Origin of the sequence: Pseudomonas sp. RtIB026 (assembly GCF_016861355.2) — a bacterium.
In the GTDB taxonomy this organism is placed as follows: Bacteria; Pseudomonadota; Gammaproteobacteria; order Pseudomonadales; family Pseudomonadaceae; genus Aquipseudomonas; species Aquipseudomonas peradeniyensis.
The window spans coordinates 2,878,962-2,896,254 of sequence record NZ_AP023348.2 but is presented as its reverse complement, the minus strand read 5'-3'; the positions used below and the strand labels follow the sequence as shown (position 1 = coordinate 2,896,254).

At 69.1% G+C, this 17,293-nt stretch carries 13 protein-coding genes; 11 read left to right on the top strand and 2 right to left on the bottom strand.

What is annotated here, in order from left to right; genetic code table 11:
• Positions 1-96 precede the first annotated feature (96 nt).
• From PRtIB026_RS13050 to PRtIB026_RS26650, 4 genes are all read left to right on the top strand, one after another.
• Positions 97-1,164, top strand: coding sequence for a PhnD/SsuA/transferrin family substrate-binding protein (locus PRtIB026_RS13050; protein ID WP_203647268.1), 1,068 nt, complete (start codon positions 97-99; stop codon positions 1,162-1,164).
• Between the two features lie 15 nt (positions 1,165-1,179).
• Positions 1,180-2,403, top strand: a complete 1,224-nt coding sequence (locus PRtIB026_RS13045; protein WP_203647269.1) for a lipase family protein — start codon at positions 1,180-1,182, stop codon at positions 2,401-2,403.
• Positions 2,404-2,418: 15 nt separating this feature from the next.
• Positions 2,419-3,588, top strand: coding sequence for an LLM class flavin-dependent oxidoreductase (locus tag PRtIB026_RS13040; RefSeq protein ID WP_203647270.1), 1,170 nt, complete (start codon positions 2,419-2,421; stop codon positions 3,586-3,588).
• Positions 3,589-3,839: 251 nt separating this feature from the next.
• Positions 3,840-4,106: a type II toxin-antitoxin system RelE/ParE family toxin gene (locus PRtIB026_RS26650; protein WP_203647271.1), complete on the top strand. Its 267-nt coding sequence runs from the start codon at positions 3,840-3,842 to the stop codon at positions 4,104-4,106.
• A gap of 37 nt (positions 4,107-4,143) precedes the next feature.
• On the opposite strand, the gene PRtIB026_RS13035 is transcribed toward PRtIB026_RS26650, so the two are convergent.
• Both PRtIB026_RS13035 and PRtIB026_RS13030 read right to left on the bottom strand, forming a co-directional pair.
• Positions 4,144-4,875, bottom strand: coding sequence for a class II aldolase/adducin family protein (locus PRtIB026_RS13035; RefSeq protein WP_203647272.1), 732 nt, complete (start codon positions 4,873-4,875; stop codon positions 4,144-4,146).
• Between the two features lie 15 nt (positions 4,876-4,890).
• Positions 4,891-5,937 (bottom strand): ABC transporter substrate-binding protein, encoded by a 1,047-nt coding sequence (locus tag PRtIB026_RS13030; protein WP_203647273.1) that lies wholly within the window; start codon positions 5,935-5,937, stop codon positions 4,891-4,893.
• 319 nt (positions 5,938-6,256) lie between these two features.
• On the opposite strand from PRtIB026_RS13030, the gene PRtIB026_RS13025 reads away from it, so the two are divergent.
• The 7 genes from PRtIB026_RS13025 to PRtIB026_RS12995 all read left to right on the top strand — a co-directional run bounded on the left by PRtIB026_RS13025 (position 6,257) and on the right by PRtIB026_RS12995 (position 17,263).
• A complete protein-coding gene (locus tag PRtIB026_RS13025; protein ID WP_203647274.1) occupies positions 6,257-7,489 on the top strand; it encodes an acyl-CoA dehydrogenase family protein in 1,233 nt (410 codons plus the stop codon).
• Positions 7,490-7,651: 162 nt separating this feature from the next.
• Complete coding sequence (locus tag PRtIB026_RS13020) at positions 7,652-9,433, top strand: ABC transporter ATP-binding protein (RefSeq protein WP_203647275.1); 1,782 nt, start codon at positions 7,652-7,654, stop codon at positions 9,431-9,433.
• Entirely contained in the window at positions 9,426-11,258 is a 1,833-nt protein-coding gene (locus tag PRtIB026_RS13015; protein WP_203647276.1) for an ABC transporter ATP-binding protein, read from the top strand. The genes PRtIB026_RS13020 and PRtIB026_RS13015 overlap by 8 nt, the downstream gene beginning before the upstream one ends.
• Before the next feature lie 274 nt (positions 11,259-11,532).
• Positions 11,533-12,681 carry an LLM class flavin-dependent oxidoreductase gene (locus PRtIB026_RS13010; protein WP_203647277.1) on the top strand — a complete coding sequence of 383 codons (1,149 nt, stop codon included), beginning with the start codon at positions 11,533-11,535 and terminating at the stop codon, positions 12,679-12,681.
• Positions 12,682-12,692: 11 nt separating this feature from the next.
• Positions 12,693-13,760, top strand: coding sequence for an ABC transporter substrate-binding protein (locus tag PRtIB026_RS13005; RefSeq protein ID WP_203647278.1), 1,068 nt, complete (start codon positions 12,693-12,695; stop codon positions 13,758-13,760).
• Positions 13,757-14,815 (top strand): ABC transporter substrate-binding protein, encoded by a 1,059-nt coding sequence (locus tag PRtIB026_RS13000; RefSeq protein WP_234562983.1) that lies wholly within the window; start codon positions 13,757-13,759, stop codon positions 14,813-14,815. The genes PRtIB026_RS13005 and PRtIB026_RS13000 overlap by 4 nt, the downstream gene beginning before the upstream one ends.
• Before the next feature lie 207 nt (positions 14,816-15,022).
• Complete coding sequence (locus PRtIB026_RS12995) at positions 15,023-17,263, top strand: TonB-dependent receptor (RefSeq protein WP_203647279.1); 2,241 nt, start codon at positions 15,023-15,025, stop codon at positions 17,261-17,263.
• Positions 17,264-17,293: the final 30 nt, after the last annotated feature.

The window sequence follows — 17,293 nt, the reverse complement described above, 5'->3', positions numbered from 1 at the left end:
CCTGCCCGCAGCGCCCTGGCATGCATTTCGCTCCTGCCTGACAAACGCCTGGGCCGCCCAAACACGCGGCCCGCACACTGTCGGGAGCGCAACATCATGAAAATCCTCTGGCGCCATGGCCTCGCCCTGCTCGGCCTGCTGTTGAGCCTCACCACCTGGGCCGGCGAGGCGCCCAAATCCGTGCGTATCGCCATCGTTGCCTTCACCCAGGGCGGCGTGCCGGTGTTCGGCGGCATCCCCGGGCGGGTGATCGAGGATGGCTGGCTCGCCCAGCAGCTCGCCCAGCGCGGCATCAGCCTGGACTGGGTCGCCCTGCCCCACGCCGGCGCCGGTCCGCAGATCAACGAAGGCTTCAGCAACGACAGCCTGGACTTCGCCGTGCGCGGCGACCTGCCCTCGGTGATCGCCGGCGCCGGCAACGTGCCGGGCAAGCTGGTGGTGCCCGGTGGCAGCGGCAACAACGTGTACCTGGTGGTGCCGGCCAACTCCAGCGCCCGCAGCATCCAGGACCTCAAGGGCAAGCGCCTGGCCCTGCACCGTGGCCGGCCATGGGAGTTCGCCTTCAGCAACTTCCTCGTAAGCCAGGGGCTGCAACTGAACGACTTCAAGATCGCCAACCTCAACCCGCAGGTCGGCGCGGCGGCGGTGTCGGCGGGCAAGGTGGATGCGGCGGTGCTGCTGAACGAGGCCTATGCCCTGGAAGACAAGGGCGTGGCGCGCATCCTCTGGTCGACCAAGCAAGGCGCCGACGACTGGCGGCTGGTCTCGGACTTGTGGGCCACCGACCGTTTCGTCGAGCAGCACGCCGACCTCACCCAGCTGGTGGCTACCGCCTGGGTCAAGGCCGCCTGGTGGATCTCCCAGGAGCAGAACCGCGACGCCTACTACAAGCTGTCGTCCCGCGCCGGCGTGGCCGAGAGCGTGCTGCGCCGCGACGACCAGGACGACCCGGTGGCATGGCAGGCGCGCTGGGCGCCGAAGAGCGATGCCCAGCTCAAGGCCCATTACCAGGCACTGGCCCGCTACGCCCTGGACAACCGCCTGATCCGCACGCCCTACGACATCGGCCCGGACCTGGCCACCGGCTTCACCCGCCAGGCCCTGAGCGACCTGCAGCTCACCCATTACTGGCCGTCCCTCGACGCCCAGCTCAGCCAACACTGATAAAGAGATCCGCCCATGAAACTGCCCGTTACATTCGCCCTGGGGTTGTCAGCCCTGGCCTTGTCCATCGCCGCCGTGGCCGCCGACACCTTCGCTCCCAAGCCCGACCCGCAGCAGGGCGACGGCCGGGTCTCGGCCTTCTATACCTGGAGCAAGGCCATCCCGGCCACCCCCGGCAAGCTGCTGCGCAGCGAGCCGCTGGACAGCGCCCTGAGCCTGCCCAACGCCGCCAGCGCGCAACGCATCCTCTACACCTCGCTGGACGGCATCGACGGCAAGACGCCGATCGTGGTCTCCGGCGCGCTGTTCATCCCCAAGGGCAAGGCGCCCGCCGGCGGCTGGCCGGTGGCCAGCTGGGGCCATGGCACCGTAGGCGTCGCCGATATCTGCGCGCCGTCCTGGGCCGGCCGTTCGTACCGAGATGTGCAGTACCTCAACCGCTGGCTCGACGAGGGTTATGCCATCGTCGCCACCGATTACCAGGGCCTGGGCGTGCCCGGCGGCCACCCGCTGCTGAACAACCGCATGGCCGCCTACGGCATCCTCGACGCGGCCAAGGCAGTGGTCGCCGGCGTGCCGGGCCTGGCCAACAAGGTGCTGATCGTCGGCCAGTCGCAAGGCGGCGCCGGGGCCTTCGCCGCTGGCGCCTATGCCGCCACCTACGCGCCGGACCTGGGGGTGAAGGGCAGCATCGGCACCGGGGTGATCTACACCATCGGCGCGCAGAACGTTGGCGAGCAGGATGTGAACAAGGTCGACCCGGCGCTGGCCTACGGTTTCTACACCCTGCTGGCGGCGCAGCAGTACGACCCGAGCATCGACCCGCGCGACTTCTACACCGACAAGGCCCTGCCGCTGTTCGAGCAGGCGCGCAGCAGTTGCCTGTCCGCCCTGGTCAGCGATGTGGTCGGCAGCGGGCTGACCCCGGCCAATGCCAAAAAAGACTATCAGGGCGACCAGCTCAAGGCCTGGCTGGCCCAGGTGTCGTACCCGACCCTCAAGCTGGCGCAACCGATCTTCATCGGCACCGGTGCCGAGGACAAGACCCCCGCCGCCAGCACCCAGGTGGCGCTGATGCAGGACGCCTGCAAGGCCGGTTCCGTGGTCCAGGGCCACCTGTACAAGGGCCTGGGCCACAGCGAGACGGTCAACGCCTCGCTCCGGGACTCGATCCCGTTCGCCCGTCAGGTCATCAGCGGCCAGCCCGTCACCCCGATCTGCAACCCCAGTGTCCAGTAAGCCAGGAGCACGACCATGAGCCTCGAATTCTTCACCCGCCTGCCGCTGCACGGCGAGACCCAGTTCCTCCCGGGCGACCCGCGCAACCGCGGCGACTGGCATGCCGGCGGCCCCAGCACCGGGGCCGTCTCGGGCTTCGCCGTGGGCGATCACTTCAGCTACATCGACTACCTCGGCCAGGTGGCCCGCGCCGCCGAGATCAACGGCTTCGGCGGCGCGCTGATGGTCAACGCGCCGACCGGCGAGGAGCCGTGGACAGTGTGCTCGCTGCTGGCCCGCGAGACCCGCACGCTGAAGTTCGTCACCGCCTTCCAACCCTACCACTACACGCCCTGGGTAGCGGTGCAGCAGGCCGCCACCTACCAGCGCGCCACCGGCAACCGGCTGGTGTGGAACATCATCAACGGCGGCTCGGACGCGATCCAGCGCCAGGTCGGCGACTTCGAAGGGCACGATGAGCGCTACGCCCGCGCCACCGAGTTCATGGACGTGGTGCGCGGTTACTGGCACAACCCCGACTTCCACTACCAGGGCCGCTACTACAGCGCCGAAGGCGGTGGCCTGCGCGGGCCGTTGAAGAAGGCCGAGCTGCCGCTGATCTGCACCGCGGGCTCGTCCGAGGCGGCCCGGGAGTTCGCCGCCCGGCACGCCGACTTCTACCTGATGCGCGCCGAGCACCCCGACGAAATCGCCGCGCTGATCGCCGATATCCGCGCACGCGCCTTGAAGCACGGGCGCAGCGATATCCGTTTCGGCCTGTCGATCGATGTCATCACCCGCGACACCGAGCACGCCGCGCTGGCCGAGGCCAAGCGCTTCTTCGACGAGGGCGTGGCCAAGGGCACGGTCAAGGCCCGCGCCGCCCATGCCGGGCTGCGCACCGCGCGCAAGCTGAGCTACGAGCACGAATACGCCGAGCAGGACGAAGCGCGGGCCTTCGACGACTTCTTCATCCATCCCAACGTGTGGACCGGTTTCGGCTACATCGGCATCCCGCCGGGCTGCGCCCTGGTCGGCAGCCACGCCAACGTGGTGGCGCGGATCCGCGAATACCATGCCATCGGCATCGACCTGTTCTTCCTCGCCGGCTACCCACACCTGGAGGAGGCCTACCGCCTCGGCGAACACATCCTGCCGCATTTCCGTGAGCAACGCGCCCCGCTCACCCGTCCGAGCCAGGCCTGACCTCGGCGCAGCCAGAGCGCTCGCTGTTCAGTGCCTGGCGCTTCGAGAATATCTGGCTAAAAGGCTGGGCACTGCCCCCTGTAGGAGCGGCCTTGTGCCGCGAAAAGGACGCGCAGCGGCCCCGGGAGCTGCGCACTGGCCTAGATTGTCGGGGCTGCTCTGCAGCCCTTTCGCGGCACAAGGCCGCTCCTACAGTGCGCCCAACCGCAGGAGCAGGTGGCCTGCGAGTGCCTGGGGCAAGCTGACAAAGAATGACCACACCCACGATCCGCCTGTCTCACGCGGCTCGTAATGACATCAGCGAAATCCTTCGTTTCACCCAGGTGCAGTTCGGTGACGCTGCGCGACGACGCTACCAAGGGCTGCCCCAGGCAGCATTGCGTTCGATCAGTGAAGCACCGGAGCAAGCGGGCAGTTGCAAACGTACGGAGGTCGCGGCTGGCCTGCGCAGCCTTCACCTGATGCATTGCCGCAGCGTGTCCACGGCAGGACGGGTCGCACGCCCCAGAGGATCTTGACCTCCATGGGCGTGCTCCATGCGCGAAAGGTGGGGAATCAGTTGCGCCGGTCGATGCCGGGCACCAGGCCCAGTTCGCTGGCGCGCTCGTACAGGCCGCTCATCTTCCACTGCTGGGTGAGCACACCCGGGCCATAGGGACGCGAGCCGCCGAGGGCGTCGGCGAGCAGCTGGATCTGCGCGCCCTCCTCCAGCAGCAGGATGAATTCGGCGGTGGCGCGCAGGCCCTGCTTGCCCCACACGGTGGCGCCGCCGTTGGCCTCGAGAATGGCCAGGTTGAACGGGTTGGCGGCGATCTGCTCGAGGATGAAATCCACCTCGGCCTGGCGGCGGTCGATGTACACCGGCAGCTCGCGGGCCAGCTGGTAGCGCTGCACCGGCACGTAGTGGAACGGCAGGCTGCGGTGGGTCTGGGCCCAGGCGCCGAGGTACGGGCTGTGCACGTGGGACACGGTGGTGATGTCGGCGTGGGTCTGGAACAGCTTGGTGTAGCGGCCCAGCCCTCCCTTGCCCTTGCCGAGGATGACATTGCCGGCAAAGTCGCTGACCGTCGCCTCCAGCGGTTTACGGTGGTTCCACGGGCCGCCGTAGTTCACCGACACCAGCAGTTCCTCGCCGGGTACCCGCTCGATGAAGCCGACGGTGCCGTTGGCGGTGATGGTGCGGGTTTCGCGGAACACGCTGAAGGCCGCTTCGGCCTCGGCCAGCACCTGGTCGGTGAAGGCTTGCAGCTCGGTGCTGAGGGGGCGTTCGTTGATCAGTACGGTCATGGTCGGTCTCCGGTATCAGGCGCGGCGCTGGGCCAGCAGGTCATGGGCGGCTTGCAGGGGACGGTGGTCGACCCAGTCGGCGAGGTCGAAGTCGCGTTCCAGGAAGCCATGCAGGTTGAGGAAGGTCTTCTGGGTGTCGAGGTAGGCCAGGCGCTGGGGCGACAGGTCCGGTGCCAGGGTGGTGTGGAAGTCGCCGCGATAGGCTTCGGCCACGCCCTGGCTGCCGGCGCGGGTCTCGTCCTCGAGAATGCCGTTGAGCGCGTCGCGGTTGCCGGCGGCCCAGTCGGCGGCGCGCAGGGTCTGGGCGAGGAAGCGCGTTACCAGGTCGAAATGCTCGTCGAGCAGGCGCTGGTGCACGGTGATCGGCCGCGGCGTGCCGTTGTTGATGCGGTGGCGCGGATCAGGCAGGGCATCGAGGTCGATGCCCACTACCAGGCCCAGGCGGCGGGCGGCATCGGCGGCGGCGGCGCCCTTGACGTACACCGCATCCACCTCACCGCGCACCAGCGGATCCAGGCCCGACCACAGCCGTTGCAGGCCCAGTTGCGGGGTGCCGGCATCGAACTGGTCGAGCAGCGCCACCTCCACCAGATGCACGTCATCGAAGCCCAGGCCGGCCGAGGCCAGCGCGCCTTTGTAGCCATGCAGGCTCATGGCCCGGGCGATGCTGCCGGGGCGGTTGTCGCCCCAGGCCGGCAGGGCCAGGCGCTTGCCGCGCAGGTCTTCAGGGCGGCGGATGTCGCTGTCGGGGCGGACCAGGATGGTCTGCCACTCCTCGATCCAGGTCAGGCCGATCAGCCGTGTCGGCGCACCGGCGGCGCGGGCGGCCAGGGCCGGCAGGTTGCCGCCCTCGCGGAACAGGCCGGGAAGCTGGTGATCGTAATGGTGATGGCCGAGCTGGCGGGCCTCCTGCAGGGTATCGATGGGCAGGCCGTCGGCGGCGAATTCATCTTGCAGCCAGCCGAGCTTGTAGGCGATGCCCGAGGCAGTGGGTACCGGGCAGCGGGTGAACCAGAGGCGCTCCAGGGTTTCAGGTTTGGGAGTGGCTTGAGCGAGGGTCATGGGTGGCTCCTTGGACGTCGTGCAAGGACCGTTGCAGCGCTCGTGCCAAGGGCTGGGATGCCCGGAATACCGGGCTTTTCGGTGATGGCCAGGGTGGCGACTGCTGATCAGGATGCAGGATTGCGGCGCGGGTGTTGCCTGATCAGCAGAAGCGACGATCAGAGGTGCTGCTGGAGCAGCAAGGGTGCGCTGAAAGCCCGGTACTGCGTGGACTTCAGGGCTGTGGCAAAGAAGTTGCTCTGGCGTTTGCAGGCATCGCGGGGCAAGCCCGCTCCCACACCGACCCGCGATGGGCCATACACTGCCACCGAGGTAACCCATGACCACCATCGAACACCCGCCAGCCCGGCGCATCACCCGCGAATCCGAAGCCATCGACATCGCCCGCCAGGTCGCCGGCGAAATCGCCGCCCTCGCCGCCGACCCGGGCAACAACCGGCAACTGCCCCGCCGCCAGGCCGAGCTGCTGTCGAGCAGCGGCCTCACCGCCATCGGCGTGCCCACGCAGTTCGGCGGCCTCGGCGCCTCGGTCGCGACCATCGTCGAGACCGTGCGCCTGGTCTCCACCGCCGACGGCGGCGTCGGCCAGCTGCTGCAGATCCACAACGTGATGCTGCGCGGCGTGCTCGGCGGCTACCCCGACGAGGTCCGCGACCGCGTGCTGGCCGATGTGCTGGCCGGCAAGCGCCTGGGCAATGCCCTGGCCGAGGTCGGCGGCAAGAACAAGTTCGCCCTCAAGACTCGCGTCGAACGCCGCGCCGACGGCAAGCTGGTGCTCAACGGCAGCAAGTTCTATTCGACCGGCGCCTACCTGGCCGACTGGATCTCGCTGACCGCCGCCAGCGAGGACGGTGGCGCCGGCGTGCTGCTGCACCGCGACACCCCCGGCCTGACCCTGGTCGATGACTGGGACGCCTTCGGCCAGCAGCACTCGGTGAGCGGCACGGTGAAGTTCGACGAGATCGTCCTCGACGAACGCTTCGTCACCTTGCGCAGCGGGCCGATGAAGCGCACCGGCCTGACCTTCCCGCAAATCCTTCACGCCGCCATCGACAGCGGCATCGCCGCCGGCGCCCTGCAGGCGGCGGTGAATTACCTTCGCGAGCACGCCCGGGCCTGGGTCGAGAGCGGCGTCGAGCGGGCCAGCGACGAGCCGCACATCATCCGCCAGGTCGGCGAGTACGCCGTGGCCCTGCGCGGCGCCGAGTCGGTGCTGCGCGAGGCGGCGCGGGTGTTTGACGCCCATGAGCGCGACCCGGCGGACAAGGCGCTGGAGGATGAGTTGATCCTCTCGGTGGCCACCGCCCGGGCGCATGCCGACGGCGCGGCGCTGAAGATCGCCAGCGACCTGTTCTCGCTGCTGGGGGCCAGCGCCTCGCTGAGCAAGTGGAACCTGGACCGTTTCTGGCGTGATGCCCGGGTGCACACCACCCACGACCCGATCCGCTGGCGCCTGCACAACGTCGGCAACTACTACCTCAACGGGGTGGATCCGGGGGAGTACACGGCAGTGCTCAATGCCAAGGAAGCGCAAGGCGCTACACGTCGCTGAGGGGTTGCGCCCTTGGGGCTGCTGCGCAGCCCTTTCGCGGCACAAGGCCGCTCCTACAGAGACCGCGCGATTCCTGTAGGAGCGGCCTTGTGCCGCGAAAGGGGCGCGCAGCGCCCCCGGCGACCTCGAAGACCTCCCGCCACCACCAGACCCGAGCCCTGCATGACCTCCAGACACCCCCTCCTGCGCGCCCTGGCCATCTACCGCGAGATGCCCTGGCGCTTCACCCTGGTCACCACCCTGTACATCGCCGGCAACCTGGGCCTGGCCTGGCAGCAATGGCTGATCGGCCACGCGGTCGACGATGTCGGCGCCGGCCGCGCCGTCACCCGCCTGGCCGACGGCAGCCTCGACGCCAGCCTGGGCTGGCACTGGCTGTGGACCCTGCTGGCCATCGCCCTGGCACGCGGCCTGCTGCAGTACGCCGCCGCGGTGCTGTCGCTGGTGCTCAGCCAGGCCCTGCTGACGCGCCTGCGCGAACGCATTCTCGAACAGGTCCAGGCCCTGCACCTGGGCTACCACTGGCAGCATGGCATGGGCGAGCTGGTGACCCGCACCACTCGCGATGCCGACAAGGTGCGCGATGCGCTGATCACCTTCTGGCGGCAGATCGTCGAGACGCCACTGGTGGTGCTGGCGGCGGTCGGCCTGCTGGGCTGGTACGACCCGCTGCTGGGCCTGGTGCCGTTGCTGCTGACCGGTGCCGGGCTGTGGCTGTTCGTACGTCAGACCGAGCGCCTTGTCACCCTTGATCGGGCAGTTGCCTCGGCGTATGACCAGGTCAGCCAGGATCTGGCCGAAGGTATCGGCGGCGTGCGGGTGATCAAGGCGTTCGGCCTCGAGCAACGGCGCATCGCTCGTTTCGCCGAGCAGGTGACACTGTTCAGCGGCCACGCCCGTGCGGCGCTGGCCTACGCCAGCTCGCGCATTCCGTTGCCTCAGGCGGTGGTCGCCCTCGGCCATGTATGGATCCTGGTGTACGGCGCCCACCAGGTGGCCGCCGGCCGCCTGGGCATCGGCGAGCTGGTGACCTCGCTGCTGGTAGCCACCACCCTGGTGTTCCGCATCGAAGGCATCGGCCGGGTCATGCAGACCTTCGCCGACGCCCGCGCCAGCGCCGAACGCATCTGGCAACTGCTCGACGAACGCCCCGCCATCATCAGCGGTCAGTGCGCACTGCCCGAAGGGCCGTTGGGCCTGAAGCTGGAGCAGGTGCGCGTGGCCGCGCCGCAGGCCGGCCGCGACCTGCTGCACGGCTGCTCGCTGCAACTGCGCCCCGGCGAGGTGGTGGCGCTGGTCGGCGCCACCGGCAGCGGCAAGAGCCTGCTGGCCAGCCTGCTGCCGCGCCTGGCCGAGGTGGACGGTGGCAGCGTGCGGGTCGGCAGCGACGCTCACGGCTGGCACGATGTGCGCGACCTCGACCTGGCGGCCTTACGCCGCCGGGTGCAGGTGCTGGCGCAGGAAAGCTTCCTGTTTTCCGACTCGCTCGCCGCCAACCTGCGCCTGGCCGCGCCCGACGCCAGCGACAGCGAGCTGCGCGAGGCCCTGCGCCAGGCCGCCGCCGAGGACGTGCTGGAGCGCCTGCCCCACGGCCTGGATACGCCACTGGGCGACCGTGGCGTGACCCTTTCCGGCGGCCAACGCCAGCGCCTGTGCCTGGCCCGCGCCCTACTCGGCGCGCCCGACATCCTGTGCCTGGACGACGCCACCAGCGCCCTGGACGCCCAGAGCGAGCGCCGCGTGCTCGACAACCTGCGCCGTCAACGCAGCCAGACCGGCCGTGCGCCGACCCTGCTGTTGATCACCAGCCGCCTGTCCACCCTGCTGCTGGCCGACCGCGTGCTGCTGCTCGACGGCGGGCGCATCAGCGCCAGCGGCAGCCACGCCGAGCTGACGGCGAACAACGCCCATTACCGCGACCTGCTGGGGATCGAGCATGGCTGAAAGCGATATCGACATCGAACAGCGCCTGGCCCGCCAGGCCCTCGACCGCGGCATGCTGGGCCGTTTGCTGCCGCTGCTGCGGCCGATCCGTGGGGCGATCCTGAGCGTGATCGGCCTGGAGCTGCTGCTGGTGTTCACCGTGTTCCTGCGGCCGTGGTTCGTCCGCGAGCTGCTCGACCGCGGGCTGATCCAGAACGCCGGCCACTGGCTGCTGGACGAGCGCCTGGTGCTGTGGCTCGGCCTGGGCCTGGCCGCCAGCTGGCTGGGCCGCTTCCTGCTGGCGGGCATCTCGCAGTTGATTGCTGGCGGTGCCGCCATCGGCGTGCTCAACACCCTGCGCGTGCAGGTGTTCGCCCATGTCCAGGCGCTGTCGGTGAGCTACTTCGACCAGACCCGCGCCGGGCGCATCATCGCCCGTGCCGACCGCGACGTCGACGCGCTGGAGCCGTTGCTGGTGCAAGGCCCGCCGGAGCTGCTGGGCGCCCTGTTGCGCTGCGGCCTGGCCGGGGTGATGCTGTGGCGCATCGAGCCGAGCTTCTTCTACAGCCTGGCGGCCACCGTGCCACTGCTGGCACTGGCCACCTGGCGCTTCAAGCGGGTGTCGCAGCGCAACTGGGCCAAGGTCGCCGAGCAGCGCAGCCGCTTCACCGCGCACCTGGTCGAAAGCGTCAGCGGCGTGCGGCTGATCCAGCAGTGCGGGCGCGAGGCCAGCAACCAGCGGCGCTACCGGCAGTTGCTGGAGGTGTTCAACCAGGCGCTGATCCGCGGAAGCCTGCGCACCGGCTGGTTCGCGCCGTTCACCGCACTGCTGGGCACGGCGGGCATGGCCGTGCTGTTGCTGGTGGGCGCCTTCGGCCTGGCCGAAGGCCGGGTGAGCGTCGGCCAGGTGGCCGAAAGCCTGTTCTACGTGTTCCTGTTCCTCGGCCCGCTGCAGGAGCTGTCGGACCTGTTCGAGCGCTACGCCACCGGCAGCGCCTCGGCGCAGCGCATCTTCCTGCTGCTCGACACCCGCGCCCAGGTGCTCGACCCCGCGCAACCACGGGCGCTGGGCCGGGCCCGTGGCCAGGTGGACTTCGCGCAGGTCGGCTTCGCCTACAACGCCAGCGCCCACCCGGTGATCGACGGGCTCGAGCTGCATATCCCGGCGGGTGAAGTGCTGGCCATCGTCGGCCCCTCGGGGCATGGCAAGAGCACCCTGGTGCAGTTGCTCACGCGCTTCTATGACGTGCAACGCGGGGCGGTGAAGCTCGACGACATCGACCTGCGCGAGCTGGCCCAGCACGACCTGAGGCGCAACGTCGGCGTGGTGCTGCAGGACAACGTGCTGTTCAGCGGCACCCTCCTCGACAACCTGCGCCTGGCCCGGCCCGGCGCCGACGACGCCCAACTGATCGCCGCCGCCCGCGAACTGGGTGCCGACGAGGTGCTGGAGCGCCTGCCGCTGGGCTACCACACCGAAGCCGGCCCGCTGGGCAGCCACCTGAGTCACGGTCAGCGCCAGCTGGTGTGCCTGGTGCGCGCCTATCTGGCCGACCCTGCGGTGCTGGTGCTCGACGAAGCGACCTCGGCGGTCGACGTGCACACCGAGCGGCGCATCCAGCAGGTGCTGCGCCGGCTGTGCCAGGGCCGCACGGCGATCATCATCGCCCACCGCCTGGCGACCATCCGCGACGCCGACCGGATCGCCGTGGTGCGCCATGGGCAGGTGGTCGAGCTGGGGCGGCATGCCGCGCTGGTGGAGGCCGGCGGGGTGTATGCAGGGTTGTACGCGGCGTATCTGCGCAGTGCCGGGGAGCAGGTTGGCGGAACCACGCAACCCGTGTAGGAGCGGCCTTGTGCCGCGAAAGGGCTGCACAGCAGCCCCAGGATCTCAGGGTAACGCACATATCGCCGGGGCTGCTGCGCAGCCCTTTCGCGGCACAAGGCCGCTCCTACAGGGAAATTGCGTTCCCCTGCTGCTCACCGGGCAACGGCTGCTGCCTGACTGCTGCCACAGCAGCACCCCACCCTTGCCACCCCACGCCGTTCCGGCCCTGCAGTGCCATGGCACAGCCGTTGCACCACCCTCCCCATCGACCACCTCCCCTTCAGGAGCCCCCATGACCACCGAATTCTTCTGGCGCCTGCCCCTGGGCACCGACGGCCCGCAACTCTCCACCGACCGCCACACCCGTGGCAACCCGCAGCACCGCCCGGGCCACATCGCCCCCGGCCGCCTGCCCGGCGGCGAGGCCGACGGCTTCACCTACATCGACTATATCGCCCAGGTGGCCAAGGCCGCCGAGCTGGCCGGTTTCGAAGGCGCCCTGCTGCCCACCGGCCCCGAGCCATGGATCGCCGCCGCGGCCCTGGCCCGCGAAACCCGGCGCATCCGCTTCCTGATCGCCTTCCAGGCCACCTGGACCCTGCCGGCCTACGCCGCGCAGCAGGCGGCGATCCTGCAGAACCTCAGCGGCGGGCGGCTGGACTGGAACATCATCACCGGCGGCAACCCGGCCAGCCAGCGCGCCAACGGCGACTTCCTCGAACACGACCTGCGCTACAAGCGCACCGGCGAATTCCTCGACGTGATCCAGGGCCTGTGGGCCAACGACAGCTTCTCCTACGAAGGCGACATCTACCGCCTGGAGCACGGCAGCCTGCCGCCGGGCCTGGCCCACGAGCGCAAGCCCGGGGTGTACTTCTCCGGCTTTTCCGACGCCGCGCTGGAGGTCGCCGCCCGCCACGCCGACGTCTACCTGAACTGGGCCGAGCCGATCGACAAGCTCAAGCCGCATCTCGAGCGGGTGCGCGAACTGGCCGACAAGCAGGGCCGCACGGTGCGTTTCGGCCTGCGCGTCGACCTGTTCGCCCGGGAAACCGAAGAGCAGGCCTGGCGCGAGCTGCGCCAGCAGTTCGAACGCCTCGAAGGCAAAAGCAGCGCCATTGCCAAGGGTTTCGCCAGCGGCTCCGACTCGGTCGGCGGCGCGCGCCAGGCAGCCTATCACCAGCACCTGCAGGACTTCGACGAACTGAAGCTGGCGCGCAATCTCTGGGCCGGCTTCGCCAAGGCCAAGCCCGGCCCGACCGTGGGCCTGGTGGGCAGCCACCAGAACATCGCCGAGCGCCTGGCCGAATACCGCGACGCCGGCTTCTCGACCTTCATCCTGGCGGCCAACCCGCACCTGGAAGAGGCCCTGCGCATCGGCCAGGAAGTCCTGCCGCTGGTGCAGCAGGCCGCCGCCACGCCGCTCAAGGCCAGCGCCTGAGGAGAACGACCATGAGCCAACCCCTCGACACCCTCTGGTACACCCGCTGTCCGGTGCCCACCGGCCTGGGCATCGCCGTGCAGCAAGGCTGGCTGCAGCAGGACCTGTCCGCCCTGGGTACCCGCGTGCAGTCGCTGCGCGAAGCCGACGAACAGGCCGTGCGCGAATCGCACTTTGACCACACGCTGCGCAATTCGGTGCGCCACGGCGGCAGCATCCCGGCGATCTGGGCCCGCGCCCAGGGCCGCGAGACCCGCGTGCTCGGCCTGTCCTGGGCCGACGAGGCGCAACTGATCCTGACCCGCCCGGACAGCGCCATCCACACGGTGCAGGACCTCAAGGGCCGGCGCTTCGGCCTGCCCGACTGGAGCGCGGCGCAGATCGACTTCACCCGCGCCCAGGCCCTGCGCGGCCTGGAAAACGCCCTGAAGCTGCACGGCCTGCAGGTGGGCGACCTGCAACTGGTCAACTACCGCTACCACGGCACCTTCAGCGACCGTCCGGTGCGCAATGTCGCCGGCACGCCGGTGTCCACCGGCCAGGGCGAGGGCCGCAACCTGGAGCTGGCCGGCCTGCTGCGCGGCGAGGTGGACGCGATCTTCCTCAAGGGCGCCAGCGCCGTGCAACTGGCCCACGCCTTCGGCCTGCGCACCGTGATCGACACCGGCAGCCACCCCGACCCGCTGATCCGCAGCAACAACGGCACGCCGCGCACGCTGGCGGTGGACAGCCATCTGCTCGAACGGCACCCGCAGGTGGCCCGCACGCTGCTGTCCAGCGTGCTGCGCGCCGAGCACTGGGCGCAGCAGCACCCGGACGAGACCCGTCGCTACCTCGCCCGCGAAACCAACAGCAGCGAATACTGGGTCGGCGTGGCCTATGGCAATGACGCCCACCTGCGCCTGCGCACCGCCCTGGACGAACAGGCCATCGACGCGCTGCAGGACTTCGTGCAGTTCCTCGCGCGCTGGCGCTTCATCCCGGCCAGCTTCGCGGTGCGCGACTGGATCGACCGGCAGCCGCTGGACGCGCTGCTTGCCGCCCCTTCTGCCATGGACAGGAAACCCGTCGCCTTATGAGCAAGCCCCTGGAAACCCTCTGGTACACCCACAGCCCGGTACCCACCGGCCTTGGCATCGCCGTGCAGTCCGGGCGCCTGGCCCAGGCCTTCGCGCCGTTCGGCACGCGCATCCAGTCGCTGCGCGAGTCCAGCGAGCGCGAGGTGCGCGAGGCCCACTACGACCACCACCTGCAGAACTCGGTGCGCCACGGCGGCAGCATCCCGGCGATCTGGGCCTACGCCAGCGGCGTCGAGACCCGGGTGCTGGGGCTGAGCTGGATCGACGAGGTACAGCTGATCCTCACCACTGAAGAAAGCGGCGTACGCGGCATCCGCGACCTGAAGAACCGCCGCTTCGGCCTGCCCAAGTGGGCCAACGTGCAGATCGATTTCACCCGCGCCCAGGCCCTGCGCGGCCTGGAGAACGCGCTCAAGCTCGAAGGCCTGAACGTGGCCGACGTCGAGCTGGTCGACTACCCCTACGGCGGCACCTACAGCGATGAACCCAAGCAGCATTTGTACGGCTCGGAGGTGGCACTGGACACCCGCCGCGTGAGTCGGCGCAACAACGAGCTGATCGGCCTGCTGCGCGGCGACATCGACGCGATCTTCCTCAAGGGCGCCCACGCGGTGCAGCTGGCCCACGAGTTCGGCCTGCGGGTGGTGGTCGACACCGGCAGCCACCCCGACCCGCTGATCCGCAGCAACAATGGCACGCCGCGCACGCTGACGGTGGACGCCCACCTGCTGCACGAGCATTTCGAGGCCAGCCGCACCCTGGTCGACACCGTGCTGCGCACCGAGCAATGGGCCTGGGCCAACCCCGAGGACACCCGGCGCTTTCTCGCCCGCGAGCTGAACACCAGCGAGTACTGGGTGGCGGCGGCCTATGGCGAGGATGCCCACCGGCGCCTGCGCACGGCGCTGGATGGCCGCTCCATCGCGGCGTTGCAGGACTTCAGCGAGTTCCTTCATCGCTGGGGGTTCATCCCGCGGCGCATTGATGTGCGCGAGTGGATCGATTCGAGCGTGCTGGAGCAGGTGATCGGCTCCACCTCGCGATTGGCTGTCTGATCGCATCACGGGGGCGTGGGAGCGGGCTTGCCCCGCGATTGGGGCGGCCCTGCTGCCCCAGCAACACCCTGCAAACACCCCGCTGCTGCAGCATCCGCAGCACCCTCTTGAAAACTCAATAAAAACTAACAAAAACAATATGTTACGAGCTTGGCACAGTCCCTGCTCTGTCCTCCCCAACAACGCGTTCACTCGGGGAGATTCCACATGCACCAGCGCCATCCACTAGCCCGCCAGATCAGCCTCGCGCTGCTGCTGGGCAGCACCGCCAGCCACACCTTCGCCGCCGACGAGAACAAGACCGAGCCGGCCCTGGAGACCGTCACCGTCACCGCCCAGCACCGCGAACAGACCCTGCAGGAAGTGCCGGTGGCCGTATCGGCGATCAAGGGCACGCAACTGGTCGCCGACGGCGTGCGCTCGATGGGCGACATCACCACCTTCGTGCCCAATGCCTCGGCCAAGAACCCCGACGGCGACGGCCGCCCGCGCTGGTACATCCGTGGCCTGGGCACCGGCGACACCGGCGCGGCGACGGTCTACCCGGTGGGCATCTACGCCGACGACGTCTACCTCAACGCGCCCATCGCCGGCGGCGGGCCGCTGTTCGATCTGGAGCGCATCGAGATCCTGCGCGGCCCGCAGGGCACCCTGTACGGCAAGAACACCACCGCCGGCGCGGTCAACGTGATCTCGAAGAAACCGACCTTCGACACCGACGGCTATGGCACGGTCGGCTTCGGCAGCAGGAACGAGCGCATCCTCAACGGCGCCCTCGGCGGTACCCTGGTGGACGACAAATTGGCCGGCCGGGTGTCGCTGTATTCCGAGGAACGCGACGGCTTCCAGCACAACGATTTCGACGGCAACAGCTACGGCGACGTCAACAAGAAGGCGGTGCGCCTGCAGTTCCTCGCCCAGCTCAACCCGGACCTGGACGCCCTGCTGAAGATCCACAGCCGCCAGTTCAAGGGCGACGGCAGCAACGGCTCGCTGCCGGTGGGCAGCTACTACAACGTCGGCTACCAGCGCCCCAACGGCCGCGACATCTCGCTCAACGTCAACGAGGACTACCGCCTCGACCACGACGGCGCCTCGCTGACCTTCAACTGGTACCTGGGCGACTACACCCTGACTTCGATCAGCGCCTACGACGACATCCGCAACCGCTCCACCACCGACGCCGACTACACCCCCTACGAGGTCAATGGCGCCTCGATTACCGACAACCGTTATCGCCAGTGGTCCCAGGAACTGCGCCTGGCCTCGCCGGAGGACCGTTCTCTGCACTGGCTGCTCGGCGCCCACTACTTCCACGAAGACCTCGACAGCGCCTCGCAGCGCATCGTCACCCCGGGCCCGACACCCAACGGCAGCGGCTCCAACCAGGTCGGCAGCACGGCGTTTCGCGACCTGGGCTTCGACCATCGCACCGACAGCTACGCGCTGTTCGGCAACGTCACCTACGACTTCACCGACGACTTCAGCGTGACCGGTGGCCTGCGCTGGACCCAGGAGAAGAAGGACATCGACCTGGACCTGGTGCAGCTGACCCGCGCCAGCGCCAACGGCCCGCTGATCCCCATCGCCGGCGTTGGCAGCAACGGCAACCGCCAGCAGGACAAGACCTGGGAAGCCTGGACCTACGACCTGACCCCGGAATACCGCATCAACGACAACCTGCGGGTGTTCTTCCGCTATGCCCATGGTTTCCGTTCCGGCGGTTTCAACACGGGGCTTTCCACCAGCCTGGTGCAGCTGACCACGGTCGATCCGGAAGAACTGGACGCCTACGAGCTGGGGCTCAAGTCCGAGTGGTTCGACCGGCGCCTGACGGTCAACGCCAACGTCTTCTACTACGACTACTCGGACATCCAGGTAAACCTGCTGACGGTCAACAACGGCGTGCTCACCACCGCCCTGACCAACGGCGCCAAGGGCAAGGTCAAGGGCGCCGAGCTTGAGATCGAGGGTCAGCCCACCGAACGCCTGCACCTGCGCGCGGCCGTGTCGTTCCTCGACACCGAGTACACCGATTTCAAGAACACCAACCCCACCACTGGCGCGGTGACCGGCGACTACAGCGGCAACAGCTTCGTGCGCTCGCCGCGCAACGTGGTGTCGCTGGGCGCCGACTACACCCTGCCGCTGGACGTGCCCGGCCGCGTGGTAGCCGGTGGCGATGTGAGTTTCCGCGACAAGGAGTACTTCCTCGCCGACCGCCAGAGCAGTGCCGACGAGACCCTCAGCCAGCCGCACTACACCCTGGCCAATGCGCGCCTGAGCTGGTTCAGCGCCGACGACAAGCTCAGCGTCACCGGCTTCGTCAACAACCTCACCGACCGCCGCTACCAGGTGCATGGCCGGCCCAACGGCGGTGCCGGGCAGTACGTGATCACCTACGGCGACCCGCGCACCGTGGGGATGAGCGTTACCAGCCGGTTCTGATTTTTCTGCCCCCTGGGGCTGCTGCGCAGC

Coding starts and splice junctions, on each gene's coding strand:
- PRtIB026_RS26650 (WP_203647271.1), top strand. CDS start 3,840: ATGACCACACCCACGATCCGCCTGTCTCACGCGGCTCGTAATGACATC.
- PRtIB026_RS13005 (WP_203647278.1), top strand. CDS start 12,693: ATGAGCCAACCCCTCGACACCCTCTGGTACACCCGCTGTCCGGTGCCC.
- PRtIB026_RS13035 (WP_203647272.1), bottom strand. CDS start 4,875: ATGACCGTACTGATCAACGAACGCCCCCTCAGCACCGAGCTGCAAGCC.
- PRtIB026_RS13015 (WP_203647276.1), top strand. CDS start 9,426: ATGGCTGAAAGCGATATCGACATCGAACAGCGCCTGGCCCGCCAGGCC.
- PRtIB026_RS13045 (WP_203647269.1), top strand. CDS start 1,180: ATGAAACTGCCCGTTACATTCGCCCTGGGGTTGTCAGCCCTGGCCTTG.
- PRtIB026_RS12995 (WP_203647279.1), top strand. CDS start 15,023: ATGCACCAGCGCCATCCACTAGCCCGCCAGATCAGCCTCGCGCTGCTG.
- PRtIB026_RS13050 (WP_203647268.1), top strand. CDS start 97: ATGAAAATCCTCTGGCGCCATGGCCTCGCCCTGCTCGGCCTGCTGTTG.
- PRtIB026_RS13010 (WP_203647277.1), top strand. CDS start 11,533: ATGACCACCGAATTCTTCTGGCGCCTGCCCCTGGGCACCGACGGCCCG.
- PRtIB026_RS13020 (WP_203647275.1), top strand. CDS start 7,652: ATGACCTCCAGACACCCCCTCCTGCGCGCCCTGGCCATCTACCGCGAG.
- PRtIB026_RS13025 (WP_203647274.1), top strand. CDS start 6,257: ATGACCACCATCGAACACCCGCCAGCCCGGCGCATCACCCGCGAATCC.
- PRtIB026_RS13000 (WP_234562983.1), top strand. CDS start 13,757: ATGAGCAAGCCCCTGGAAACCCTCTGGTACACCCACAGCCCGGTACCC.
- PRtIB026_RS13040 (WP_203647270.1), top strand. CDS start 2,419: ATGAGCCTCGAATTCTTCACCCGCCTGCCGCTGCACGGCGAGACCCAG.
- PRtIB026_RS13030 (WP_203647273.1), bottom strand. CDS start 5,937: ATGACCCTCGCTCAAGCCACTCCCAAACCTGAAACCCTGGAGCGCCTC.